The 25964-nt window shown below is 43.5% G+C and carries 26 protein-coding genes; 14 read left to right on the top strand and 12 right to left on the bottom strand.

The annotated features are described in order from the left end of the window. The first annotated feature begins 23 nt into the window (after nucleotides 1-23). The 3 genes from OH455_RS06990 to OH455_RS06980 all read left to right on the top strand — a co-directional run bounded on the left by OH455_RS06990 (nucleotide 24) and on the right by OH455_RS06980 (nucleotide 2219). Entirely contained in the window at nucleotides 24-467 is a 444-nt protein-coding gene (locus OH455_RS06990; RefSeq protein ID WP_269980883.1) for a DUF2850 domain-containing protein, read from the top strand. Between the two features lie 137 nt (nucleotides 468-604). Beyond that, nucleotides 605-1699, top strand: coding sequence for a mechanosensitive ion channel family protein (locus OH455_RS06985; protein ID WP_045975716.1), 1095 nt, complete (start codon nucleotides 605-607; stop codon nucleotides 1697-1699). Between the two features lie 61 nt (nucleotides 1700-1760). Then, nucleotides 1761-2219, top strand: coding sequence for a hypothetical protein (locus OH455_RS06980; RefSeq protein WP_269980862.1), 459 nt, complete (start codon nucleotides 1761-1763; stop codon nucleotides 2217-2219). Here OH455_RS06980 and OH455_RS06975 read toward each other — a convergent pair. The 3 genes from OH455_RS06975 to OH455_RS06965 form a co-directional block, all read right to left on the bottom strand. Then, nucleotides 2216-2956 carry a helix-turn-helix transcriptional regulator gene (locus OH455_RS06975; protein ID WP_269980861.1) on the bottom strand — a complete coding sequence of 247 codons (741 nt, stop codon included), beginning with the start codon at nucleotides 2954-2956 and terminating at the stop codon, nucleotides 2216-2218. The genes OH455_RS06980 and OH455_RS06975 overlap by 4 nt on opposite strands. A gap of 186 nt (nucleotides 2957-3142) precedes the next feature. Further along, the gene (locus OH455_RS06970) at nucleotides 3143-4387 is read right to left on the bottom strand and encodes an MDR family MFS transporter (RefSeq protein WP_269980860.1); all 1245 of its coding nucleotides are present in this window, start codon (nucleotides 4385-4387) and stop codon (nucleotides 3143-3145) included. Nucleotides 4388-4535: 148 nt separating this feature from the next. After that, nucleotides 4536-5705, bottom strand: coding sequence for an MBL fold metallo-hydrolase (locus OH455_RS06965; protein ID WP_269980859.1), 1170 nt, complete (start codon nucleotides 5703-5705; stop codon nucleotides 4536-4538). Nucleotides 5706-5814: 109 nt separating this feature from the next. Between OH455_RS06965 and OH455_RS06960 the strand changes: the two genes are divergently transcribed. The 8 genes from OH455_RS06960 to OH455_RS06925 all read left to right on the top strand — a co-directional run bounded on the left by OH455_RS06960 (nucleotide 5815) and on the right by OH455_RS06925 (nucleotide 14981). After that, the gene (locus tag OH455_RS06960; RefSeq protein WP_045975721.1) at nucleotides 5815-6420 is read left to right on the top strand and encodes a TetR/AcrR family transcriptional regulator; all 606 of its coding nucleotides are present in this window, start codon (nucleotides 5815-5817) and stop codon (nucleotides 6418-6420) included. 437 nt (nucleotides 6421-6857) lie between these two features. Next, on the top strand, nucleotides 6858-8252 hold the full coding sequence (gene vpsL, locus OH455_RS06955; RefSeq protein ID WP_045975722.1) for an exopolysaccharide biosynthesis glycosyltransferase VpsL: 1395 nt from the start codon (nucleotides 6858-6860) through the stop codon (nucleotides 8250-8252). Between the two features lie 20 nt (nucleotides 8253-8272). After that, complete coding sequence (locus OH455_RS06950; RefSeq protein WP_219349046.1) at nucleotides 8273-9463, top strand: outer membrane beta-barrel protein; 1191 nt, start codon at nucleotides 8273-8275, stop codon at nucleotides 9461-9463. Nucleotides 9464-9467: 4 nt separating this feature from the next. After that, complete coding sequence (gene vpsN, locus OH455_RS06945) at nucleotides 9468-9986, top strand: polysaccharide biosynthesis/export family protein (protein ID WP_206371870.1); 519 nt, start codon at nucleotides 9468-9470, stop codon at nucleotides 9984-9986. Between the two features lie 9 nt (nucleotides 9987-9995). Then, nucleotides 9996-12200, top strand: a complete 2205-nt coding sequence (vpsO, locus tag OH455_RS06940; protein WP_269980858.1) for an exopolysaccharide regulatory tyrosine autokinase VpsO — start codon at nucleotides 9996-9998, stop codon at nucleotides 12198-12200. Next, entirely contained in the window at nucleotides 12200-12892 is a 693-nt protein-coding gene (locus OH455_RS06935) for a VpsP family polysaccharide biosynthesis protein (RefSeq protein WP_269980857.1), read from the top strand. The genes vpsO and OH455_RS06935 overlap by 1 nt, the downstream gene beginning before the upstream one ends. A 137-nt stretch (nucleotides 12893-13029) precedes the next feature. After that, nucleotides 13030-13605 (top strand): hypothetical protein, encoded by a 576-nt coding sequence (locus tag OH455_RS06930; RefSeq protein WP_269980856.1) that lies wholly within the window; start codon nucleotides 13030-13032, stop codon nucleotides 13603-13605. Nucleotides 13606-13661: 56 nt separating this feature from the next. Next, a complete protein-coding gene (locus OH455_RS06925; protein ID WP_206375014.1) occupies nucleotides 13662-14981 on the top strand; it encodes an O-antigen ligase family protein in 1320 nt (439 codons plus the stop codon). A 46-nt stretch (nucleotides 14982-15027) separates the two neighbouring features. On the opposite strand, the gene OH455_RS06920 is transcribed toward OH455_RS06925, so the two are convergent. From OH455_RS06920 to OH455_RS06895, 6 genes are all read right to left on the bottom strand, one after another. Beyond that, nucleotides 15028-15729: a DsbA family protein gene (locus OH455_RS06920; protein WP_269980855.1), complete on the bottom strand. Its 702-nt coding sequence runs from the start codon at nucleotides 15727-15729 to the stop codon at nucleotides 15028-15030. Nucleotides 15730-15739: 10 nt separating this feature from the next. After that, a complete protein-coding gene (locus OH455_RS06915) occupies nucleotides 15740-16240 on the bottom strand; it encodes a protein disulfide oxidoreductase (RefSeq protein ID WP_269980854.1) in 501 nt (166 codons plus the stop codon). Continuing rightward, nucleotides 16240-18342: a protein-disulfide reductase DsbD family protein gene (locus OH455_RS06910; RefSeq protein ID WP_269980853.1), complete on the bottom strand. Its 2103-nt coding sequence runs from the start codon at nucleotides 18340-18342 to the stop codon at nucleotides 16240-16242. The genes OH455_RS06915 and OH455_RS06910 overlap by 1 nt, the downstream gene beginning before the upstream one ends. Nucleotides 18343-18433: 91 nt before the next feature. Then, nucleotides 18434-18799, bottom strand: a complete 366-nt coding sequence (locus OH455_RS06905) for a hypothetical protein (RefSeq protein WP_269980852.1) — start codon at nucleotides 18797-18799, stop codon at nucleotides 18434-18436. A gap of 80 nt (nucleotides 18800-18879) precedes the next feature. Further along, entirely contained in the window at nucleotides 18880-19302 is a 423-nt protein-coding gene (locus OH455_RS06900) for a GNAT family N-acetyltransferase (protein WP_269980851.1), read from the bottom strand. Between the two features lie 49 nt (nucleotides 19303-19351). Continuing rightward, nucleotides 19352-19990 carry a LysE family translocator gene (locus OH455_RS06895; protein WP_269980850.1) on the bottom strand — a complete coding sequence of 213 codons (639 nt, stop codon included), beginning with the start codon at nucleotides 19988-19990 and terminating at the stop codon, nucleotides 19352-19354. Between the two features lie 212 nt (nucleotides 19991-20202). Between OH455_RS06895 and OH455_RS06890 the strand changes: the two genes are divergently transcribed. The 3 genes from OH455_RS06890 (at nucleotide 20203) to OH455_RS06880 (ending at nucleotide 22128) form a co-directional block, all read left to right on the top strand. Next, nucleotides 20203-21027 carry a helix-turn-helix transcriptional regulator gene (locus OH455_RS06890; protein WP_269980849.1) on the top strand — a complete coding sequence of 275 codons (825 nt, stop codon included), beginning with the start codon at nucleotides 20203-20205 and terminating at the stop codon, nucleotides 21025-21027. Nucleotides 21028-21103: 76 nt separating this feature from the next. Next, nucleotides 21104-21820 (top strand): AzlC family ABC transporter permease, encoded by a 717-nt coding sequence (locus OH455_RS06885; protein WP_269980848.1) that lies wholly within the window; start codon nucleotides 21104-21106, stop codon nucleotides 21818-21820. Further along, entirely contained in the window at nucleotides 21820-22128 is a 309-nt protein-coding gene (locus tag OH455_RS06880) for an AzlD domain-containing protein (RefSeq protein ID WP_269980847.1), read from the top strand. Before OH455_RS06885 ends, OH455_RS06880 begins: the two co-directional genes overlap by 1 nt. A 175-nt stretch (nucleotides 22129-22303) precedes the next feature. Here the strand turns inward: OH455_RS06880 and OH455_RS06875 are convergent, their stop codons facing one another. The 3 genes from OH455_RS06875 to yegD form a co-directional block, all read right to left on the bottom strand. Further along, entirely contained in the window at nucleotides 22304-22918 is a 615-nt protein-coding gene (locus OH455_RS06875; RefSeq protein ID WP_269980846.1) for a fumarylacetoacetate hydrolase family protein, read from the bottom strand. A 192-nt stretch (nucleotides 22919-23110) separates the two neighbouring features. Beyond that, nucleotides 23111-24112 carry a porin gene (locus tag OH455_RS06870; protein WP_269980845.1) on the bottom strand — a complete coding sequence of 334 codons (1002 nt, stop codon included), beginning with the start codon at nucleotides 24110-24112 and terminating at the stop codon, nucleotides 23111-23113. A gap of 389 nt (nucleotides 24113-24501) precedes the next feature. Beyond that, nucleotides 24502-25854 carry a molecular chaperone gene (gene yegD / locus OH455_RS06865; RefSeq protein ID WP_269980844.1) on the bottom strand — a complete coding sequence of 451 codons (1353 nt, stop codon included), beginning with the start codon at nucleotides 25852-25854 and terminating at the stop codon, nucleotides 24502-24504. Between the last annotated feature and the right edge of the window lie 110 nt (nucleotides 25855-25964).

The raw sequence follows: 25964 nt of genomic DNA, 5'->3' as shown, positions 1-25964 counted from the left end.
CTAAGTTGAGAAAGCGCTCTTACATGCAAAAAGAAGCTTTTCTAAAACTGTCCTTCGCAACGCTATTCGTGACATTGGCGGTCGCTTTCGCGGCCCTTCTTTTCTTCAGCTATAACGATTACGTTCATCCGAAAAATGTCTATGGACGCTGGATAGAGATAGGCACGCCCGGATACAATACTGAGGTTCTTACCTTTAACGAACGAGGCGTCTATCGCAATGACCGTCTGATCACGACCACTTTCGATTTTGATGGCAAGGTCATCACTGTAACCACTGGCGGGGGTATTTCGATTTACCAAATCGCTGGTACGTTTAAATCACCGCAACTTCGCCGCTTGGAGCCTAACAGCCCAACTCAGCGCTTTATCAAAGCAGGTTACGAAGACACCGTAGATATGGGTGGTGGCGGCTCCGCCAAAAATCGTCGAGCTGCGTTGTCTGAACACTTCAGTAACAAAAAATAAACAGGCCACTGTTTGATTAACGACTTTGTAGTCATCTAGTCGTGAAGACAAATCAAGCTTATACGACAATGTCGGTAGTTTGCATGCCGACAAGCCCTTATACTTATCTCCATAATTTTAACAGTAAGACCCAATAAATGAATGAGTTAGTTGCTTTACTGCCACAGAACCTTGTCACTGCCCTGCAAAGCTGGGATACCAACGTTCTGTTCATCACTGCCGCAAGTTTGGTTGCTTGGATCGCATGGCGCATTATCTACGGCCGGCTAGAGATTCTCGTCAACAAAACCCAGTTCTACTGGGACGATCTGACTTTACACGCCCTCAAAACACCCATCAGTACATTGATTTGGTGTTGGCCTGCGACAATTTCGCTCGGGTTCATCTTACAAGACTACATGGGCTCAAAGCAGAACTGGCTGGGTACGCTAAAACTTCTGTTAGTGATCGCGATCTTTGTCTGGATCACTATGCGACTGATTAACAATGTGGAAGAGTATGTTTTAAAACAGAAATCTCGTGATGAAACCACCGTTCAGGCCATCGCTAAAGTCTCAAGATTATTCTTTATCATCATAGGTGTTCTGACCATCATGCAGGCCTTTGGCCTCAGTCTATCAGGCTTACTCACCTTTGGTGGTGTTGGCGGCTTGGTTGTCGGTTTAGCCGCCAAAGACCTTCTCTCCAACTTCTTTGGCGGTATGATGATTTACTTCGACCGCCCGTTTAAAGTCGGAGACTGGATCCGCTCTCCAGATCGCCAGATAGAAGGCACAGTAGAACGTATCGGGTGGCGAATGACGATTATCCGTACGTTTGACAAACGTCCGTTATATGTCCCTAACTCCGTCTTTAGTAGCATAGTCGTTGAAAACCCATCACGAATGCTAAACCGAAGAATTAAAGAGACCATTGGCGTTCGCTACGATGATGGCGAAAAGGTTGCTCAAATCGTAAAAGAGATCAAAGCAATGTTGAGAAATCACCCAGATATTGACACCAAACAAACGCTTATCGTCAATTTCAATGCATTTGGCCCATCATCACTGCAAATGCTGGTGTATACCTTTACCAAAACTGTTAACTGGATTCGCTACCATGAAGTCAAAGAAGATGTTCTATTAAAAATAATGTCTATCATCCACCAGCATGACGCTGACATCGCCTACCCGACTCAAACTCTAAAGTTTGAGCCACCAATTGCAGGCGAAGATTCACACACTGATGTTTAACCTATGACTTGATAACCTAAGTTATACAAATCACTGTGGTCACCATTTACTAGAGACGATCATGACTAAGACGATAACCGAGCAGATCAATGCTTCATTGGGTATTGAGGACATTTATATTTCTATTCGAATTAATGATAGCAACACTAGTGATGTCATATCGAATATGCCGGATAAATATAAAGAAATTTATTACTCTAAGGAATATCAACATATAGACGATACCTTTGACTATGCAGAGGTTGAACAGACAAAGGTTCGTTTCCCTAATTTCCTTGGTGATTATTATTCAAAGTATATTGCGAAAATGGAATCACACGGATTTTACAATTTATTTTGTTTTTCTTTTGTATCTGACAGTAAGCTTATTTCCTGTATTATTACAGTTCCTTGGAAGCCTGTTGACAATCAAAAGCATTTTGAACAGTTTCGAGAGGTAACTCTCAATGGCATACAAAGTATATTAGAAGATTTCAAAAAGATTAAAGTGGTTAAAAAGATAGACCTAGATAGACACTAAGATATCCAACCCAAGCTTATTGCTTTCACGGCGGCGTCAATAGTCTTGTTAGCAATAAGTTTTTCTCTTACATTCTTTAGGTTACTATGAACTGTTGATAGCTTGTATCCTGTTAGCTTTGATATTTCCTCTGCACTCAGTCCATCTTTAGCCAACGACAAGCATGCTAACTCACCATAGTTCGGCTTTTGAATCTGTTTGTCGCTAAAAAGTGTCTTTTGAACCGCCATTGGGTTCAAAACCATGCCTGAAAATTTTATATCATCGTTGGTTAATGATAAATCTGATATATATTTATTAATCATTTCCTTCGAAAAACCAATTACTTTATCATCAATAGCATTGCGATATATAAAAGTATCTCTTTGACTAAAGCTGCCCACCACATAGGATATTTTCACTGACCCGAGTGTAGACGCTCTTGCATACAAATTATTAATACCAAACTTATCATTAATTACATCATTAAAAGCAGTTTCTTTGTCATTTCTTGTTTCTCTACACATGAAAAGGCCGTGATGATGATTGTTAATCATTGGATCTAAATCTGACCAACCTTCATTGCGATAACTCTCTTTGACGTAGTAAGGTAAATTTGACATCACTGAAACACTTGAACGAGTTTCAATATATAAGCTAAACAGGTCGATATTGACCGTTCTCTTCAAATACTCAAAATCGGATTTTATATCTGAGTCTCTTTTAATTGAGAGGTCATTATTTGAACTCGATAACATTTTCTCAATCCACTTACTGTTTACGTCACTAGTTATCTAAATCAACCCTAATTATAGGGTAACCATTAAGCCATTATTTTTGTATTGTTATTGGACAGCAGCTCTCGTAAGGCGTTGTATTTAAGCCAATTAGTATTCTCGTTAATGATGACGGCTACCCCTCACACAGTGAGGGGTATTTTTTCATCATGATTGAACTATGGGCTCCCTTTCGATGGGATCGTTAGCATGCTCCGCATGCCAATAGAGCCAGATCATTGAGATACATACGATAAAACAGAAGCTAAACAACCAATTAGCGCCTAACCATTCGATCATCATACCACCAAGCAAAGGCCCAAAAGCAAAACCTAATGTATACAGGGCGGTTGCACCAAAATACGAGCCACGTAAATGTGATGGCGCAAGGCGGTCAATTTGAACGTTGATGGTTGGAAAGGTTACCACTTCTCCTAAACTGATGATAAAACTAGCGACAGCCCAACCCATAGCGACATCTTTTGGTGACACAATGAAAGCCAATTGCCCAATCGCTATCAGAATCATCCCTATACGAGTACGTGTAAAAAGCGGTAGTTTCTCCATCAGTTTAAGCAAAGGAAACTGAAACAGAACAATCGTTGCTGTATTGATAAACAGCAGCATAGCGATCAAAGTAGCCGAATCCTCAATGCCACTTCTCACTATCACTTGAGGTACTGACGATTCTAGCTGTGCGTATACAAACATCAACATCAGATTCGCTACCATCAGTAACACAAAGATTCTATCCTGGCTGATCACTTTAAGGGTTTGACGAAAGTTAGGTAGCTGAGAACGATCCGGTTGTTTAAATTTACCTTTTCTTTCAATACCGAATAGAATCCAAAAACAGTAAACTAGATGAGTAAACCCCGTCACCATAAACAGGTTTTGAGGATTGGAGAGCGCTAAAGTAACTCCGGCAAGCGGCCCTATCGCACCACCAATATTGAGTAAGAAATAACGCGCATTGAGCGCAAGTTCTCTGTCTTTTAAATCATCCAGAGAATCCCCCAATACTGCTTTAGCAGGTCCATCAATCAGCGGCTGCATTAGACCTGTGAACAGAATCAAAATGTAGAAATGCCAAACGTCACTGGCTAACGCAATGCCATTGTATGCAAAAAAAGCAATGATACAGCCAATCGACATCAACCACTTTCGACCAAACTTATCTGAAAGATACCCTGAATAGAGGCCAGTAATCGAACCTATTAAAGCTGAAGCCGCAAGCATTGAGCCTACCTCGATTGCGGACGTTCCATAATCCCGATAAAGGAAAACAATCAAAAATGGCCAAGCCATAAAGTAACTGGTTCTCGCGATAAGTACACCAATCAGTACCGTCCATACAGAAAAGTTGAAACGCTTAACCCTTTGCCATTGAAATAAACTCTGTTCTTTGTCCATTGGCACACTCCTTAACTGATCGGCTTGTTGCATATGCGTTCGATCGAGTATATTAATTTTCAGCCCAAAAGACAGTGTTAGTTATACAATTAATAAAAAAGCCCATAATCAGTGGGCTCTCATGTAAATAGCAATAAAATTTAGATAGTTATAGCGTGTTATTTTGCAAACTAAAGCCCCTTTTAGCGACCCTTTCTTCAAAGTTTTCCCACCAGAATGATGTACTGATGTCGTGATTAAGCTCTAATGTCTCTCCAACCATGGGAGTGACTAAATTTGCGCCTTGACCATTCGCTTCTTCGATAAGATCCATCATAGGTTCATCCCACTTGTGAGCAAACAGTTCAAAAGTAGACCAATGCACTGGGAAGAGCTTTTCCGCTCCTAAATCAATAAAGGCTTGCATCGTATGACGAGCTTGCATGTGACCCCAGTTCTCAACTGGGAAACCGCTGCCATTCTTCACATTCGCCGCAACTTCAATAAATGCCATGTCAAAAGGCCCCAGTCTGTCACCTATTTCTTTAAAATGTGAATCATAAGCAGAATCTCCACTGTAAAAAAGCGATCCAGATTGCCCCTTAATAGACCAAGAAGCCCAAAGCGTGCTATTTGAATCAAAGCCTGTTCTTCCGGAGTTATGATTAGCAGGAGTTGCAGTTAATATCACACCATTGATAGATGTCGATTCCCACCAATCAAGTTCTTTAATTTTATCTGGGCTCACTCCCCAGCGTTCAAGGTGCCTACCGACTGCGAGTGGCACCATAAACACCACCTCTTTATCGGCATAATAGCGGATAGTCGATTCTTCCAAATGATCGTAGTGATCATGAGAGATAACGATGGCATCTGGAAGAGGCAATTCATTACGCTCGATCGGCGCTTTGACGTTGCGAGAAAATAGTTTCTTCGCAATCCAAGGTGAAGCATATTCAAACACAGGATCAATCAGAATTCGTGTACGATCGATATCAATGAAAAGGCTTGAATGGCCTAGCCAGGTCACCCGTATTTCTTCGCTACGCCGAGCCAACTTCTCAGTATCAATAGACGCATGAGGCAAGCTAGAACTGGGCTTTAATGATTTTCTTTCAAAGAAAAACTTCCACATGACCGCAGACATACTTTCGGGGCTTGGCACGTTAGGCATTCGAACTATGGCCTTACCATCCTGAAACTGTTTTGAGTTTACAATGCGTTCAGCTCTTAAGCTTTCGCTTTGTTGCAACTCAACGTCACTCTTTGCTTTAAGGAGTTGACTGAACCCCATAACACCGAGTGCTGAAATTACCGATGCTTTGATCATATTGCTCATTTTCATGACCTACTGGCTACCCAAGAAAGTAAACGATGGTGTATACTTTAGTCACTGCAGCATTAAAAGTAAACACCATCGTTTACTTTAAGTACTTTGAGATACGTGCATGATTAAACGAAGCGATATAAAACAAGAAGATATCATCAGATCCGCCATTGAAGTTTTTTCTCAAAAAGGCTTTGAGCAAGCCAGTATGGAAGGTATTTCCAAACACGCGGGAGTTTCCAAACGCACGTTATACAAATACTACCCAAACAAGGATGCGCTATTTGAAGTCATTGTAGGAAAGCTAATGTGTCGCTTTGATGAACAATGTGAGCTTAAATTTGAACCTTCTGTTTCAGTTATAGAGCAGCTCGTTGACATCACAGTCAATAAAATGTGTTACATCAACACAGAAGATTTCCAAATGACTGCGCGCTTGGTTATGGCCGAGTGCATTCGTTGTTCTCATACGTCACAACTGTTGATGAAGCAGTTTGCAGCTATCGAAGATTCCTACGGTTTGAATCAATGGGCTCAAGAAGGAATTGATGCCGGTGTGCTTGAAATCGACGATATACCGATGGCCATCGAGCAATTTATAGGCAGCATCAAGGCGATCGTATTTTGGCCACAATTGTTAGGTCACCAACCACCGGCAAGTAGCGAACAACTAAAATCCACTGTTGAATATGCTGCTCACACCTTTGTGGCCAGACATCAAAAATAATAGCTTTCCTTCAGACAAGGGCACTCACAAGAGCTCTTGTCTACCTAACCTCTTCTCAGACTCATGTCAGCCACCTCAAAGCCAACTCACAAGAATAAAATAAAGTAAATAGCAAAAGCTGAGCGTTCTTATATATAAGAAACCCAAAACCGACAACTGTTTCTATTTTGAGAAAACCAGATAAATAGAAAATATAAATGAGATAAATCTATTCAATAGTACAAAGAGTACGCGCTCAAACAAACAATCCAATCACTATCTAAGTCGCTATTTATTAGGAATAATTTAGAAATTTTCTTGTTCACAGAAAATACGCCACCAGTCTTAATATTGAGCCACCTTATATCATTGCAACCTATATAAAGATGTTATAAAAATGCGCCTTGCTATTTTCAAATAAAACCCTACGGAAATTACATGTATTTCAGGAGCTCACAATGAGTGAACGAGGAAGGATACGTATTACCAATTATCACGGTAAAATCTTTTATCGTTTGATTGACTGTTTGGTAATATTAGGTGCGTTGTATATTGCGATAAAAGCTAACGCCCATACTGTTACCTTAGGTTACGTCTCTGCGGGATTGATGGGGGTCATCATCTACTCTTTCATCGCTGAAAGCTTAGATATATACAGCCACTGGCGCACCGCAAAACTTCGTTCACTTGCGCTTTACACTTCGTTCTGTTGGTTCTCGACCGTTGGCGGGCTTACGTTACTCAGTTATTTTTCAAAAACGGGTCCAGACTTCTCAAGACTGATCATAGGGTGTTGGATCGTTTCCACTTTTGCCGCCTTACTTATATGGCGGGCTTTTGCGTTTACGGCCCTTTATTATCTTCATCAACGCGGTGTGCATACAAAGAAAGCAGCCATCATTGGCTTAACTCCTCAAGGTTTAGAATTATCGAAAAACTTGAATAGCCATCCAGAGTTGGGGATACAACTCACTGGTTTTTATGATGATAGAGAACCGAAAAGACTGTCCAGCGACCTACCTATATTGGGCACAATTAAAGATGCAATCGCGTTGGCCAAAAACGGTGAAGTACAAAACATCTATATCGCGTTACCTATGCAGGCACAAAAGCGTATTTCAGATATCTTAGAAGCCTTTTCGGACAGCACTGTTAATACCTACGTTGTACCAGACTTTTTTACCTTTAACTTGCTTCATTCTCGCTGGTATACCATTGGTGATGTAAACGCTTTCAGCATATTCGACACGCCATTTAATGGTTTATCTACCTGGCTTAAGCGTTTAGAAGACCTTGTTCTAAGCAGCCTGATACTCATCTTGATAAGCCCGATACTTCTTGCTGTTGCTATCGGAGTTAAAATCTCTTCTCCAGGACCGATTGTATTCAAACAGCTCAGATATGGCTTGGATGGCAAGCCAATCAAAGTGTGGAAGTTTCGCAGTATGAAGGTGATGGACAACGGTGAAAAAGTTGCTCAAGCCACAAAGAATGACCCTAGAGTGACCAAATTTGGTGCCTTTATACGCCGAACATCACTGGATGAATTGCCACAGTTTATTAATGTACTCCAAGGCCGAATGTCTATCGTTGGGCCGCGCCCTCACGCAGTGGCGCACAACGAAGAATACCGAACAATTGTTAACCGTTACATGTTACGTCACAAGGTAAAACCTGGCATCACAGGCTGGGCTCAGGTTAACGGTTGGCGTGGTGAAACTAATACCATCGACAAGATGGAAAAGCGTGTCCAATTCGATCTCGACTATATCCACAGATGGTCACTATGGTTCGACCTTAAGATCGTTTTCCTCACTGTTTTCAAAGGTTTTGTTGGCAAAAACGCCTATTAAGTCATGGACATGATTTTATTATGAATAGATTCAACACATTCATCTCATCCACTAGCTCAGTGCTGACGCTTGTGGTTGCTTATTCAGCCCATGCGGCCCCAACACCAGTGCCGATTGAAACCGAATCAGGCATCGCAATCGTACCTTATCTGAACCTCTACAGCGGCCATAACAACAACGTCGCTAAAGAAGAGTTCAATGAAACCAGCTCTTGGTTTGCAGTCTATGAACCTGGCGTGGGCTTTGAACTGGAAAATGGCAAGCAAAAACACAACTTAGGCTATCGCATTCAACGCGGTGAATTCTTCAGCTCTCAACGTGACAACTATACCGATCATTTTCTTGATCTTACGAGTTATTGGGAAGTCAATTCGAGAAATGCACTCGACCTACGCTATAGCGTAGCCAAAACGCACGAAAATCGTGGTGATAATGATACGACGACCAACCTAGACTACAACAAATATGTCTCAAACTCGTTCAATATTGGCTATCGCTATGGCAGCACTGAAGCAAAAGGCCAAATTGAGACCAATTTGGGCTGGGGTGATTTGTCGTACAAAAATAACCGAGACGTCACTCGCTATCAGGATTGGGATGAAGGTCGATTCAGCACCGCATTCTTCTACAAGGCGTTGCCAAAAACTGCTTTATTAGCTCAATACGCCGTCAATGACCGAAGCTACAACGAAGTCGCATTGGGCTCTAGCGAACGTGATAGCCTGCACCATTTCATTTATCTAGGTACATCATGGGATGCGACAGGTAAACTTCGTGGGAGCGTTAAACTGGGCTATCAGAACAAGGATTTTGACGCACCACAACGAGAGAGTTTTAACTCATTCTCTTGGGATATTGACGTTGCTTATATGTTGAGAAGCTATTCAGCTGTGGAGTTTAAAACCAGTCGTAAGTCGACAGACCCGAATGGCTTGGGCGGTGCGATCGACAACTCCATTTACAATGCAAATTGGTCACATAACTGGTCACAAATTGTCTCTACCCACGCAGAACTTTCCTATCTGTCTGAGGACTATACAGACAGCGTGCGAAAAGACGACACGTCGAAAGCCAGTGTTTACCTCGATTATGACTTTCGCCGCTGGCTGACATTCAAAGGCGGTGTGTCTTACGAATCACGTGATTCAAATCTAACCAACTTTAGCTATAACCAATCCGTGTATTATTTCTCGGTCGAAGGTGTGATGTAAGCTCATGAAGTGTCTATTTTCAATTCTTCTGCTGTGCCTTTCATTTCAAGTTATCGCTAATGATGATCTGTATCATCTTGGTGTTGGCGATCTGATCAAAGTTCAGGTTTATGATGAACCTGAACTGTCACTCGAAACTCGCGTTAGCGACAGCGGTTCAATGGATTATCCTTTCTTAGGCAGTATTGCACTCAAGGGCCGTACGCTTCGAGAGGTAAAGGAATCGATCCATGATGGTTTACTGGATGGCTATTTGGTCAATCCAAATGTTTACGTCAGTGTGGTTGAGTATCGTCCTTACTTTATCAATGGTGAAGTCATGACTTCAGGCGGCTATCCATTTCATCCCGGGCTAACGGTCAATCAAGCGATTACCATAGCTGGAGGTTTTACTGAGCGCGCTTCAAAAACCAAAATTTTTGTTTCGTCCAGCGATCAGCCTAACGCAAAACCGGCCCGTGTTTCCCTACTTCATCGAATCCAACCAGGTGACATCATCACCGTGGAAGAAAGCTTCTTTTAATTGAATATTATGGAAAATACCCAGAATCCTCCGGTGAGCAAAGAAGAGCTCATTGATATCCGCCAATATTTCAAAGTGCTACTTAACTATAAGTGGCGCATTGCTATTTTCGCTTTATTGGTAACGGCCATCACAGTGCTGGTTGTCTTGTCTCTGCCGTCAAAATATACCGCCAGAGCGACTTTGTTGATTGAGTCCCAACAAGCCAATATTATCTCGATAGAAGACTTTTACGGCTTGGATACCAAAAGCCAAGAATATTATTTAACACAGATTGAGATTCTCAAATCTGATCGCGTCTCTGAAGAAGTCATCCGTCGTTTGGACCTCGCCAACCATCCAGAATTTGATCCTCGCTCTAAAGAGAAGACTGAAGCTTCTTTAAAAGACCGTTTGATTGAGTGGTTTCCTGTGTTACAAGCATTTAGGAAGTCCCTTCCAGAACAAGATATTGGCAAGTCTGAGTACGCGCGAAACAAGCTGGTTTTATACAAATTCAAACGTGGTTTGGCCATCAATCCAATTCGAAAAACTCAGCTAGTACAAATCTCTTATACCAGCAAAGACCCTGAGCTATCTGCGCAAATTGCGAATGAAATCGGACGCGTTTTCATGGACAGCAATATTGAAGCGAAAATTGAGGTCACTCAGCAGGCGTCAAGCTGGCTAAATGAGCGTATTGGCGATTTACGCGAAAAATTACGTCAATCCGAAGCACAACTGCAAGCTTTCTTACAAGCCGAAGGATTGGTTGATATTCAAGGCGTTGAAAGCCTTGCTTCTCAAGAGCTGGCAGAACTCACCTCTCAGCTTAACAAAGCCCGTGATAGACGTGTCGCCTCGGAAACCTTGTATCAGGTTGCCAGAAACTATAAATCTGACTCCAGTCAACTATCTGCCCTCGCTTCCGTCCCAGAGATTTCCAATCACCCGACGATTCGTGATGTTAAAGTAGCGGAAGTTCAAGCAGAGCGGAAAGTCTCCGAGCTTTCGAAACGTTACGGCCCTAAGCACCCAAAACTCAAAGCGGCGATGGCTGAGTTAGAGTCCGTGAAGAAAAATCTCAGTTCGGAGTTAAACCAGCTTCTAAATGGCATCAACAATGAACTCAAAGCAGCAAAACAAGCCGAAAAGACGATCCGCAGCGAACTCGAAAACCGCAAAGTTGAATTTCAGGACCTGACGGTTAAAAACGCCAAGTATTCAGAGCTTAAACGGGAAGTACAAACCAACCGAGAGCTGTTTGATTTATTCTTAAGTCGTCAGAAAGAAACCAGTGCATCAAGTGATTTTAATGCCAATATTGCGCGCTTTACTGACTATGCTAGCCCTCCACTTGCGCCAAGTAAGCCAAATCGCAAGATGATTGTAATCCTAGCATTTTTGGCATCGCTAAGTTTTGGTTGTGTGATGGCGTTTGTCGCTGATGCGGTCAACGATACGTTCACAGATATTAAGCAAGTCTCCAAACAACTCTCTCTGGAGATCCTTGGTATTGTACCGTCACTAAAAACTAAGCGACCGTTAGATGGCAAAGCCTATTTCGATGAGCGCAATCGCCAGTTAACAGAAGCCATACGAACAGTCCGTACTGGGTACTTGCTGGCAAACTCGAATAAATCGAGCTCTGTCCTCATGGTGACTTCATCACAACCTGACGAAGGCAAAACAACATCGGCGCTCAACCTTGCTCTTTCTCTTGCCCAGATGGAAAAGACATTGTTAATCGACTGCGATTTGAGGAAACCCGCTGTTGCTCGCCGCTTTGGTCTACCGTCAGCACAACCTGGAGTCACAAATATCCTAACCAAAACTCACGTCATAGAGGATTGCATATATAGGGATGAAGAATCAGAGCTGAATGTACTTGCTGCTGGCACATACACCAATAATCCTCTTGAACTGATTTCCTCTTCAGGGTTTACCGATTTTATTGAGCAGCTAAAAACGAAATACGATCGTATCATCATTGATACCCCTCCTTGTCTCGCGGTTAGCGACGCATTTATGCTGTCTCGCTATGTTGATTCTGCGGTTATCGTGATTAATGCGTCTCATACTCGAACCAAGACGGTACGCGATGTGGTAGGAAAGCTGGCCCAGCAAGGGACTAGAATCGACGGTGTCATTCTCAACAAACTTAACGTAAAGAAGGCATCAGCGTACAGCGGATACAAACAATATCAGTCTTATTACGGGGTCGAGAACGTGTAATGAGAAAGCGAGCAGCAGCTTCATTATTCAAACTAGGACTGGCATTTTCCGCCATCTGTGTTCTTTACCTATCCTATCACTTTGGCGTAGCGTCACTCTACGCCAAAGCGGTATCGAACCAGATTGAGCAATGGAATGCGTCCAACAAAAAGCCCTCATTCAGCGACATAAAAAGTGCTGAAAAACTTATCAGCGCAGGCCTCACACATCATCCATCGCATCCGCACTATTTCGACTTACAAGGAAAAGTGTACGAGTGGAAAGCTTACATCAGTGATAGCCTTGATAAAGAGGCTTACTTGAAGTTAGCGAAAAGCGCCTATCTTAACAGCGCAGAACTGAGGCCAAACTGGCCGAACACTTGGGTCAACTTGGCAACGCTAGAAACTCAAATGCAAGGTGAAAGCCGTGAACTCTACCTACGCAAAGCTGATCAAAAAGGCCCTTTTGTACCTCAGGTCAACTTGAAAATCGCGACTTTGGCCTTATCCCATTGGCAACAGTTTACGCCCCAAGAACGTAAGCTTGCGATGCCCCACATTTACAGAGCGATCAAGCATAAAGATGTCCGACAATCATTCCGTGACTACCTAACAAAAAGCAGTAAATTTCGTTTCGCTTGTATCATAATGAAGCAAATGCCCGATATCGATTACGCTTCTATCGGCTCATGTCGCTACCTCAAGGTATAAGTGTTTCAGATATGAGCGCAGCGTTGAATCATTTTTAAGAAAAACAGAATGTTAAGATAATATTTATCGATAAATCTAAACCAGTCCATATACTGGCAGTACTATGGGCTCATTAAGAGTATTCGGGAACTAACATAATGAATTACAAAGCATGGGTATTGATAACCAGCATAGTGTTTTCAGCACACAGTATGGCTGAGAAAGCACCTGATGTTACTTGTTCAGATGCAGATGCCATTCAAGCATCAATAGAAAACGCTACTGACGTCACGTCGACACTAGTCAGCTTACTTTCTAGCTGTCCTGATCAGTCAACCGATATACTCTCTATCGCATCACAAGCACATTCCAATGAGAGCCTCGCTGTACTCGACGCTGCCAGTCAAGTATTGGCACCGGAGCAAATGGCTAAAGCAACCGCTATTGTCGTCAGCCACGCAAATCCCGAGGCCTACGATCAGCTTATCCAACAAGCGGTTCTCGCTGCTCCAGAGCACGCGCAAGATATTGTTGATGAAGTTGCAAAGCTCGGCCTTCTGGATCCGACCGATATTCTGATTGCAGCTATTTCAGGCGGCGCTGACCCGGCATTAATCAGTGAACCAACCGCTGCGGGTATTGCCACTGCTCCACCTTTAGCGGTTAACCCAGGCGCAACGACCGCATTGGGAACTGGCAGTGGTAGTGGCGGTGGTACAGCCTCTCCGAATTAAGTTGTGGATATTTGACTAAGGCAGGCCTTGAGCCTGCCCTTTTTTTTGTGCTTTTTATGACAAGTTTGCTTGAAAGACTGATTTACCCTTTTTTCCTTCTGTTTGTGTTTTGGCTCCCTATCCCTTTAGGCGGAAACCGTCCGTGGGCCTGGTCGATCAATGAATTCCTTATCGCTGCGTTGTTGCTTCTCTGCGTGATTAGTTACTCCAGTGATCATTGGCTGCATTATTTAAAACGGACCCGATGGGTGATAGTGCCATTAGCTCTTTTTACTCTGTGGAGTTTTATCCAGCCTCTACTTCCTTTTGGCTCTTTTGAGGACACTGGACTGGCGATCGTCTCATCGGTTAAAACGCTACATTATTTACAGTTGTGTTTAGTTGCATCGGTTGTCATAACTAGTATGTCGCGACTCAAAGCCCTGACTCTAGTCATGGTGAGCAGTGGTGTATGTCAGGGTTTTTACGCGGGTGTTATTCAACTGCTCGATCTCCCTCTTTCTCCTATACTAGATTTACCCGTCGGTCACAGAGCTTCGGGGAGCTTTGTTTACCATAACCACTTGGCCAACTTCCTGCTGATCAACCTATGCATTGGCTTTGGACTACTGATCTCACAATTGCAAGATAATCAGAAACAAAGTATTCGTCTTTCTGCGCAACGGTTTTTTGCCGTGTTCTTATCTGACAAAGCTTTCATTCGTTTGGGCTTGATCATTATGGTTATCGCTCTGGTTTTAACCCGCTCTCGGATGGGAAATGTGGCATTTTTTATCGCTCTGACTACGGGCTGCTTGCTTCTACTGCTGCTTTTTAAAAACAAACCCAAAAGCATGTATGTACTTATTGCCAGCCTGTTTGCGATTGATACTTTGATTGTCAGCACATGGTTTGGCTTAGACAAAGTGAAACAACGTTTAGTCGAGACCAGTCTGAGTAATGAATCAAGAGATGATGTGATATATGCAGCTTTTGAAGCCATCCAACAACAGCCCTGGGTTGGCTTAGGTGGTGGCAGTTTTTACTCGTCGTTTCAGGCCTACAATAATGGAAAAATTCAACTCTTTTACGATCACGCCCACAACGACTATATCCAGTTTGTCTTCGAGTATGGTCTGATTGGTACATCAATACTGGCAGTGGCTGTTGTCGCCGCTCTGCTTAAGTCAATGCAAGCTTTTCGAAATCGACGCAGCCGCCAGATGAAAGGAGCGGGGCTCGGAGCTTTTATGGCTATATTAGGGATGCTGATCCACATGAGCGTTGATTTCCCACTACAAGCACCAGCAACGACTATCTATTTCTTACTTTGTCTACTCATCGCTCACTGGGCTTTTGCTATCCCTGCCGTAAAACGTAAACGCTCAGATGACTAGCGAGTAAGCGAACACTCCCTCACAATGAGGGAGTGTTCCTTTTTCATTACAATTGTTTTTCGACGATTTCTTCCAGTTTATCGTAAGGCACATAACCTGGGATCACGCTCTCACCAACAATCAATGCAGGCGTTCCACGCAAACCGAAGCCATTGAACAACGCGTAATTGTTTTCCAACTGCTTTGCAATATCTTCAGGGTTATTCAGGTACTGTTCTGTACCTGTTTTCTTGGCAATTTTAGCCAGAGAAATCGCATCATGGGTCCCTGGTTTCGCCACTAACAACTCGTGAACTTGAGGATATTTGTCACGTGCATTTTGCCACACATTCAAAGCATAACCGGCCGAGTTAACACTCGAAGAACCTTCTTTCAGCGGAACATACAAGTTAACGACTTTGATTTGCGGGTAGTCCTTTACCAATTTCTGCAATTCAAGATCTAGCTTCTTACAATAAGGGCAGCTGTAATCCGTCACGTTAACCAAGGTTAATTCCGCATTTTCTGCCCCTATAGAGGTGTGCTTAGGGTCGTTGATATACGCTTGGCTGCTCGATAGCAACTGATCAAATTGTTGCTGTTGCTTAACGTACATGCCCAAACTTTCATGAAGTCCGTCGACGACACTCGGATTGGCTTTTAGCATCTCGACAATTTCGTTGATTTTCTCGTCCTGATTTTGAGCTTGGGCCAAAGGCGATAACGCCATAACGCCCATCGCCAATGCTATTGTTAATTTCTTAATCACTGTATCTTTCCTACTGATTTAACCAAAGTCTGGCTAACATACCAGGTGGTGTGATGATGCCTGTTGTAATGCTTTCCACCTTGCCATCTTTGATTATGAAAATGGTTGGGGTTACGGAGATATTCCAACGATTGAATATCTCCCCTCTTTCATCATTAATATTGCTAAATTGATACTCTTGAGCCTGCATAAACTGGCGAACTCGAGCGGAAGTTCCTGACGAGCCAGCGACACCGATGACCGGATAGTACTGACTCAACCAGTCAACCGTTGGGCTGACAAACTTACACGCAGGACACCAAGTCGCCCAGAAATAGACCATCACTGGCTGCTCATAGCTCATGGCAATCACATCTACCGACTCTCCATCCAGAGTGACACCCGTGATAGGTGGCGCCGATTCAGTCGGTAAGCTCTGGCTACGAAACCAATCCATCGCCACAGAAATCGCAATGGCCAATATCGCCAGAATCAAAATCTCTTTAAGCCAGTAACGCAGAGAACGTTTCACTAACTGTTCCCTCCCCTAGCGGTTGCAATAGCTTCCATCACAGCCTCACTTGATAAGATGATAGGCAATGGAATGCCTTCAGGAGCACTTGGCCCATAGACAATATTAAACGGCACACCAAATCGGCCATTAGCGCGCAGGTAATCCGTGACTAAGCCATCTGGATGCGTCCAGTCCCCTTCAATCAGAGTGACCGATGGGGGCTTCAGTGCCGAATAGACAGGATCCTGAAGAATGACGCCAATTTTGTTCGCTTTACAAGTGACACACCAATCTGCCGTCACGTTAACAAACACCGTTTGGCCTTGACTCATGGCTTGCTCAATGCGCTCATTAGATAAGCGCTCCCAAACCAAATCATCTGGCAAGGGGGTTGCCCAGTGATCTGTCGTCATGCTCGCTAAAACAAAACCACCCGCTATCAAGAGCACAGTTCCACCACCTGAAATCGCCATGGCTTTATCGCCATACACCTTTTTCACACGAGTCAGTAGGGCAACAAATGCCACTAAGGCAATAAGTAGCGTCCAGAAGGGAGGAATGTGATTATTGAGTAATGTGAGTAGCCAAATACTAGTCGCCAGCATCATGACGCCAAATAAGAGTTTGAGCTTATTCATCCATGCGCCTGGTTTCGGCAACCGTTTTGCAATACCTGGGAAAAGTGCCACACCAATCCAAGGAAACGCCATCCCTACAGCTAAGGCAGTAAAGATCGTAAATAGCTCCAGTGAGCTAGCGGCCAATGCAAAAGCAACTGCCGTTCCTAAGAACGGGGCAGAACACGGAGTGGCAAGCAAGGTAGCAAACATGCCTTGGGTAAAGTGTCCGGCATAGGAATTGTCGCCTTTTGATGCAGCCCAAGTATTGGTTTTTGAAGACAGGCGGATCTCAAACAGTCCCAGCATATTTGCACCGAACAGACTGGTGACCAGCACCATAATGGCAATAAACCAACCGCTTTGGAACTGAATCCCCCAACCCACCGCATTTCCGGTCAGTTTAAGTATTAGCAGGAAACCAGCCAGCAACCAGAATGAAGTAAGAATACCGGCCGAAGACGCGAGAAATTGCCAGCGAATTTGGCGTCGTTCAACACCTTGAACTGCCACAATACTGCTGAGCTTCATCCCCAAGACAGGTAGAACACACGGCATGACGTTGAGAATCAAACCGCCAAAAAGAGCAAAGCCAATCATCTGCAATAAAGATATATTGGTCTTGGTCACTATCCCATTTGAGACCGTAACATCCTGTTCAGCCAGAAAGTTGTTGTCTTGAGCCGTGACGAAAATACTCTGATCAATGAAGCTGATGTCGCCTAACCAACTCGACACATCAAAGGTTGCCGTAACTGTATCTCCATCGACACTATAGCCAGTCAGTTTGTAGCTGTATTCCTTTGCATCATCCGAATGCCCATCGACAATAAATTCTGGTTCCTGCCAACCAAGCGCTTTGGTCAACTGAACTTGAAGAACATTGGCATTCGCATCCCAAGTTGCTTTTACATTCGACAACAAAGGCGAAGACTTAGGCACCTGACTGATGGCTTGAGCATGGGTATAAAGTGCGTCTTGATTGATCACCAACTCACTTGGGGTGAAAGTGAGTAAAAATGGGTAATCCGTGAGCACGCAAATCGTGGTACAGGACGACATCGTTAGCTTGGCATCCAATACCACTGGTTGAGCAAAATCCTTGACTGCCAACGTCATAGGAATCACGGTTTTATCTTTATAGCCCAGTGTATGAATGCCAAGCAAACTGAACTGTTCCGGGTAAGGCCAATGCCACTCTACGTTTTCAAGATTGGTCGACTCACCCCAATCAATAGAGGGGGCAATACCACCTTCTCCTGGGCTGCGCCAGTAGGTCTTCCAGTCGTCATCCAGTTCAACTCCTAGATAACCTTCAACGGTTTTACTCGCTGCATCAGCCTGACCCGTTAGAACAAAGCGAGTTTTGAGCGGCGGATGTTCCTGTTTGGTCATCCAGCCAGTATCGACTTCTGCAAAGGCTTGGCTTGTAAATAGCAAGGTACTCAATGCAAACCATAGAGAGATTGCACTCATGGCCATGCCTTTTAATAAACTTCTCATGTGTATTTCCAAAATAGTCACCATTTTTTAAATGGTTGATATAAAAGACGTATTAAATCCTCTGACCGAAGTCAGAAACACATAACTGAATTTATTCTCTGAAAACACACAATGTGAGGTGAACCCTAGATTTGGGGACGATAGGTTCGGTAAAGGATGGGGCTTCTGGTCGAATTCGAACCAGCCAGGCAACGATGACCACGATGAACAAAAACATCGGTACCATCATGTTATCAAGATTCACCTTGGCACTGCTGAGCAGTTTTTCTGTCAGGTCACATTGTTTTTGAATGCCACCACTGTTGTCGGTGAGCTGAATTGTGTCGCTAAGAGCAGACTGCTTAAACGAACAGATGCTAATGATGCTGGTGTTCTGCATAAAGCAGACAGCAAAAACCCATCCAACTAAAAGTAGGGTAATTCTCGCCATCACTGCAGATTTTAAACGCTTGATCATTAACTCTGTAAAACCCGAGGATTAAAACCGCTCCATTATGGGTATGCGGCTAAAGTAAATGTTAGTGTAATGTCAGAACTTCACGATACAATTTTCTTTTGTAAAAAAATCTTATCAACGCCTGCCGTGGGGAAACCTTGGTAGCGTCCAACTTCTTTAAAACCAAGCTTGAGATAAAATTCCGCAGCCTGAAACGAGTAGGTATCCAAATAAATATCCGTTACACCATAAGCTTTGGCTTCTTGTTCGACTCTGGCCATTAAACTAGAACCTGTGCCTGCAGAGCGATTGGCTTCATCTACCCATAAAAATTCAACAAAAAGTGTGTTGGTAAAAATTTCACCCGTTAATCCACCGACAAAATCACCTTGTTGATTCTCAGCAATGCACGCCAGCGACACGATTTCTTCATCAGGGAAATGCTTGAGATTAAATGATTTCAGACCATTGTAGATAACATCTTTAATGTTCTTTGGTGGGTTCAACATAAAAATTATGTGCATCGGTTTCCTTTCCTCCTAACAAATAAGGCCAGCAATGGCTGGCCTCACGTTACAACTCCGCGACAAACGAGCTTAGCATCCACAATGCCAGAATGGCAAATACCAGCCCCATAAACTTATGCTGATAAGTCCGGAATTTGGCGTTTTCAAGCAGTGGTTTACCCAAGGTACCCACCAATGCCACCAACAGGAAGTTGAAAGCTAGCCCTAGCACATTGAGCAGCAACCCCAATGCCAACATTTGTTCTCCAGATGATGCGTCTATATTTACCGAGACAAACTGAGGTAAGAACATAACAAAAAAGACCAAAGCTTTAGGGTTAAGCAGATTACTGACCAGTGCTCTCTGATAGAAAGTCCCAGCCATTTTGTTTGACGGGTCCAAATCAGGATTCCCACTGTCACTCGCTCGTAGGCAATCCCAGCCCATTTTTAACAAGTACGTGCCGCCAAGAAGATGAAGCGCTTTGAGCGCTAAAGGGCTCATAGCCACCAAGGCTGAGACGCCTGCGGCAGCAAGCAGCGTTAAAATCACACCGGATGTCGCATTACCTAAACTGGCAAAAACACCTACTCTACGGCCATAACTCATACTTGAGCTGGCGATCAGAAGCATATCCGGGCCAGGCAACAATAAAAGTGCCACCACCGCTGTCAGATAAACAGGAAGCACCGAAATATCAATCATATTTATTATATTAAACAAATGAGAAAGCGCGGGATTTTATAGCAATTGGAGATCTATAACTAGATGTATCAGTCAAATAAAGGGTAATAAATCAAAAGATATAACTAAGTGACATTCATTCCTGCGTCTCAAAGAGAAAGCAATTTTGTACAAAAATAATTGAAACTAATAAGCTAGACTGCTGAGAGTGTTTACAACAGGACGTCGCAACAGTGACAAAGAAAAGCAAAGAATCGGTACATTTTCATCTGGCGTCTGAGCTCGGTGGTCTAGAGTTACTCGACGCCAAATACACTCACCAAAACTTTTCTCGCCACAGCCATGAAGGCTTTACCATTGGTGTTATAGAAAAAGGCGCTCAAAAGTTCTATCGCACCGGAGGCAATCATATTGCACCTCAAGACAGCATTATTTTAGTCAATGCGGATGAAGTGCATAATGGCCAGACAGCGACTGAAGGTGGATGGGAATACAAGGCCATGTACCCTCTTCCAGAACAATTCTCTCAGATAACCTCAGGCTTAACCCCTGCGTTATCTGTCCCTTACTTCCCAGAGCCTGTTGTATACGACCCTGAAATGGCACAACAGTTAAGGTTGGTGTTTGAAGTACTAGAAAAATCAGACAATAAACTACTTAGAGAAACCTTGGTTTACGGCACACTGGTTAAACTTATCGCTCGCCATAGCAAGAGCCGACAATCTAGCGATTTGCTAACGTCTGGCTCTACACAAATTGGTATCGTTAAGGAGTTTCTCGATGACTTTCCACAGGCGAATGTGTCGTTGGAAGATCTGTCCAAGCTTGCTGGATTAAGCCCATTCCACCTTGTGAGAAGCTTTCAGAAAACATATGGGTTGCCACCACATTCCTATCAAATCCAATCTCGACTTCGATTCGCGAAACGACTCTTGCGTAAGGGAATGAAAATCTCCGATGTTGCCCAAGAATCCGGATTTCACGATCAAAGCCACTTTCATCGCCACTTCAAACGAGCGATAGGAGTCACACCCAAGCAGTATGCCAAAGGCATTTAACAGCGCAATTTTATACAAGGCACACGATTTGACATGTGTATTAATGATGACAAATTTAACAACCAATCAAATTTTTATGAGTAGCACAACTTTGAATTCGACTGACATACCAAGTAAACAACGTTTATTCATGCAAGGAGTATTCGCGATGATGCCTCTGAGCATTGCCGTTATTCCTTGGGGCCTACTTGCAGGATCGTTTGCCATTGATGCAGGGCTAAGCATTACTGAAAGCCAAGCACTATCAGCCATTCTTTTCGCAGGATCAGCGCAGCTTGTGGCTACTGGTATGTTAAAAGCAGGAGCAGGACTCACCACCATGCTCCTGGCCACCTTCTTTATTACTTCACGCCATTTCTTATATAGCGTTTCTATGCGCAGTAAAGTCAGTGTATTGCCACTCAAATGGCGATTAGGGTTAGGTTTTCTGCTCACGGATGAGTTATTCGCGTTATGTGGGCAACAATCTGAACAGCAGTTCAACCGCTGGTACGCACTCGGTGCTGGTCTCAGCTTTTACCTTTGCTGGAACCTCGCCACCTTGGCGGGTATCATTGCTGGCAGTCAAATCCCAGCAATGAATGAGCTCGGATTGGAATTTGCGGTCGCCGCGACATTCATTGCCATTGTCACACCAAACATCAAAAACTTACCTACATTAATGGCGGTGCTAACTTCGCTTTTCGTCTCAGTAGTCTGCAGCTATTTGAACATTGAATCAGGGCTAATGATTGCCAGCCTATGCGGAATGGTGGCGGGCTATATTTGCGAAACAATCAAAGGAGCGAAATAATGGTTATGCTCTCTATTCTAGCGATGACAGTACTGGTTTTTCTAAGTCGGTATGTATTTCTTGAGCCTAAACTACCGTTGCGATTAAGCCCTAAAACGCATCGACTGCTCAACTATTCAAGCCCTGCGGTCCTGACTGCAATCTGGGCTCCTATTGTATTTATGCCTGAGAAACAGCTTTGGCTTACGCCAGATAACCCGTACCTACTTTCTGCAATATTGGCGGCAATCTTGGCTTGGAAAACTAACAATGTGTTACTGACGACCTTAACCAGTATGTTGGTATTTGTTGGCCTACGGCTGTTTTAGCCAAATATCCAAGCTAAAAACAAAACACCGCATCCGAGTATCATGACCCATTTGACCAGTGCACTTAGCTTGGTAGTACCGCCTTTTGGTGCTTGATTACAACACCCCATAATAATGACCTCTGAGTTAACCAAAATTCAGAGGTTACTCCTTTCCCTAAGGGAAAGGTAAAGGGTTATTGAGCTAACCATTCAATTTCGATCAGCGTTTTACCTTCAGCTTTTAGTCGCCCAAGGAACACATCACCAGTATGCACTTCACCAACACCTTGCGGGGTGCCAGTCATCACGATATCGCCATCATTTAAAGTGGTATACGTTCTGAGCTCTTCAAGAATGGTATAGGGCGGATACATCATTTGGGTGACAGCACCCTTTTGAACACGAACACAGTTAATAAACAGTTCAATCTCCAGAGATTCAATGGCAATACCATCTAAAGAAATAAAGCGGCTAAATACCGCTGAGCCATCAAACGATTTCGCGCGCTCCCATGGCAACCCTTTATTCTTAAGTTTGGATTGCAACTCGCGTTTGGTTAGGTCCAATCCGAGCCCAACTGCACTCAGTTGACCTTCACGAACAATAAAGCAGATCTCACCCTCGTAATGTAAGGTTTCACCGTGGTGAGATATTAATTGAGAAGAGATCGAAGAAGACGGTTTGTTGAACACAACCATTTCATCCGGTACTGCATTATTGAGCTCTTTGATGTGTTCAAGATAATTGCGCCCTACGCAAATCACTTTGCTTGGATAGATACTATTATCACCAACTTTAACCGAATTCATGCCTCTTTCCCTGATCATTGATAAAGATTCCAATATTAATTCAACAGGTTGATGAGTTAACCCATCGTCTATCGAAACTAAGATCTAATCCCCATATTTGATACGCTCAAAGCCTAAAGAACAGAAAAACGCCTATTCAATACTGGATAGGCGCTAACACAAGTACGTGTTGAGGCAGTAGATTTTATTGATTTACAGGAAGTATCGCGCACCTATAGTCCACTTATCTTCCTCTTTAACACTAATGTCATTACCTAAATCAAACTGATAACCTGCGAAACCCATAAACTTAGGAGTAAAGGTGTATTCAGCTTGTAAAGCCGACTGACTGTATTGGGTTTTACTTGCTTTATCATCAACCACTGCTTCGTAGTTAGCACTCAAGTTCCAACCATTCCCAAGAGCGTATGCAAGTAAAATCTCATACTGATCGCTTTCCGCAAGTGGCGAACTACTTGGGTTCATATTTTCGTTCATCGCATAAACAACTGCAGAGTACAGGCCGTCACCATAAGATCCTGAACTAAAAGCGAATACGTGAGAATGACTGTCTACATTTGCAACATCACCACCATTGTATGAATAGCCAAGATTAAAACCATAAACATTCATTGATAGAGCAATCTGGCCGCGTGCGTCATACAGCTTGCTATTTGCAGAATCTGTGTGCTCACCTTGCCAAGCCAAACCAAGATTTAGGCTGCCCATGTCACCAAGCTCAATCGCTTTTCGGTAACTGACCATGTCTTCGCCACGTGCTGTGCCAAGATTGTTATGATCCTCATACAAGAAGTCGTTGGCAAATGCGATAGGTAAATCTGCAACGCCAGCGATATCATAATATGGAGACCATTGCGTACCAACAACAAATCGCCCAAATTGCTCGTGTGTTGCACCAATGTAGCCCAGACGGGTTGTGAAAGAAGTGTCACCACCATCAAGGTAGTTCAACGCCCATTCACCTTTGGCATCAACAGTGAAACCATGACCGATATCTTGTGTACCTGCGATATTGATTCGAGGTGATACGTCATGTACCTCAACTTCATCCGCCGAGTCATACTCACCGATACCTACATCTACGTAGCCACCGAGAGAAATTGTTGATCCTTCACCGCTATAGATTTCTGCAGCGAAAGCGTTAGTACCACATGCTGTTGCCGCAATAGCTGCGACTAATAATTTAATTTTCATAACTTAACGTCCGTTTAGGGTTGTAACCTTTTGTTCGTGCATGGCCACTGCAGCCAACGCTTCACGAACAATTAAAACGTAGTACGAAATATTTAAAAATGAAGTGCAACCAAACGCTTAGCGATACAATTTATTAGGAATTGCTCAAACAACAAAAATATGAACAAATTTTAACCCTATGAAAGTGCTACTATTTTCAATAGCAATCGAGGCATTAATTATAGGCACGATCAATGTCACAATTTTTGAAATTTAAAGGGAACTATTTTGAAAAACGTAAAAACACCTCTATCAATAGAGTGTTTTTGAAGTCAATTCCAGTTGAATTGACAGGATAAACACTAGTAAAAATGCAACATACAACCAATCCAATGGAAAGCACACTCCATTTACCTGAATATCGTTTCCGCCCAACGAGCGAGACCAGCAGTCACTGAGCCGAAATGATTTCCACTGGCTAAAGGGGTTTCAGGCAATACTGACCTAACGGCGTCCACCAAAATCGGTGAGCGGGCAGATCCCCCTGTCATGTAGATCACATCAGGCTTGATGCTGCTTTGCTGAATCGCTTCGATGACCAGCGCTTTGATTTTCTCAGTTGGGTTGAAAATGGCCTCTTCCATCTGCTCACGAGTCACAGATAGTGGAAACACTTCAGAAAGCAGATCCAAGTTTGCTTCATAAACCTCCGCATCAGCCAATGCTATCTTAGTTTTCTCCGCTTCCCGGATCACAGAGTAACCAAGAGTTTCTAGGTGTATCTGCACGAGTCGAGACAGTTTTTCTGGCTCACGAGCTTCCTTCAGCAATAGTCGGAGCTGCTTAAGGTTTTCATGTGCGTAGAACTTGCGCTGCGCCTGAACATCATTGATTGCAATCGGGTTCCAAAATTGAGTGGTTGGTATATCTAAGCCTGAATGGTTGGTTGACCCCATACCAAACTCCTGCATAAAGCATTTAAAGGCAGTGAAAATGTCTAGGTCATTCCCGCCAATTCGTTGTCCAGAGTGCGCAATCAAAGAGCCACTTCTATCTTGTTTTCCACGCCAACTTGGGCCCATCTGAACAAACGAGCAATCTGTTGTACCACCACCAATATCCACCACCAGCACATTTTTGTTTTGTTTGAGGCTAGCTTCATAGTCTAAGCCTGCCGCCAGAGGCTCAAACTGAAACTCAATGTCTTTGAAACCAGCTCGGCGAGCAGCACGGCGCAAAATACCTTCAGCTTGTATATTCGAATCATTTCCCCCTCGCCCAAGAAAATTAATCGGGCGACCGATGACCGTCTGCGACACCTCTTTTTTAAGTGTAATTTCTGCTCGAGCCCTAATATTGGCCATCATGGCACAGACCAAATCTTCGAAGAAAGCTAACTGCATATCACGTAAGCCAGTCACACCAAGAAACGATTTTGGTGATTTAACGTAATATACATCCTTCGGGTCTTCCAGATATGACTCTAAAGCTTGCTGCCCAAATCGAACGTCATCAGAACAAACTTCTAGCCCTTCATCTCGGTTAAGCTTAATCGCCCGGCGCAAAACACTTTCACTGATATCACTTCCTGGAGCAACATCAAGACAGCGAAATAAATATTCAGAAACGACTTCCGCAGTCGGGGCAGATAACGTTGAAGCAACATAATAGCTTTCACCGTCCAGAGGAATTTGTCTAATCGCACCATTGTTCAACTCCGCTACCGAACAATTTGCCGTTCCATAATCGAATCCAATCGCCATCAATCACCTCTTTATTGTCTGCCAAAATCGGGCCGCACAGTAAAGCCTAGACAAATAAGCAGGTCAACCCTGTTAGGTTAATTCTTTTTAACTTCAGCTATTTGCTTTAA

The organism is Vibrio sp. T11.5 (assembly GCF_027587155.1).
Classification (GTDB): domain Bacteria; phylum Pseudomonadota; class Gammaproteobacteria; order Enterobacterales; family Vibrionaceae; genus Vibrio; species Vibrio neptunius.
Note: the sequence above shows the minus strand (reverse complement) of the source record. Positions and strands in the feature narration are given on the sequence as shown.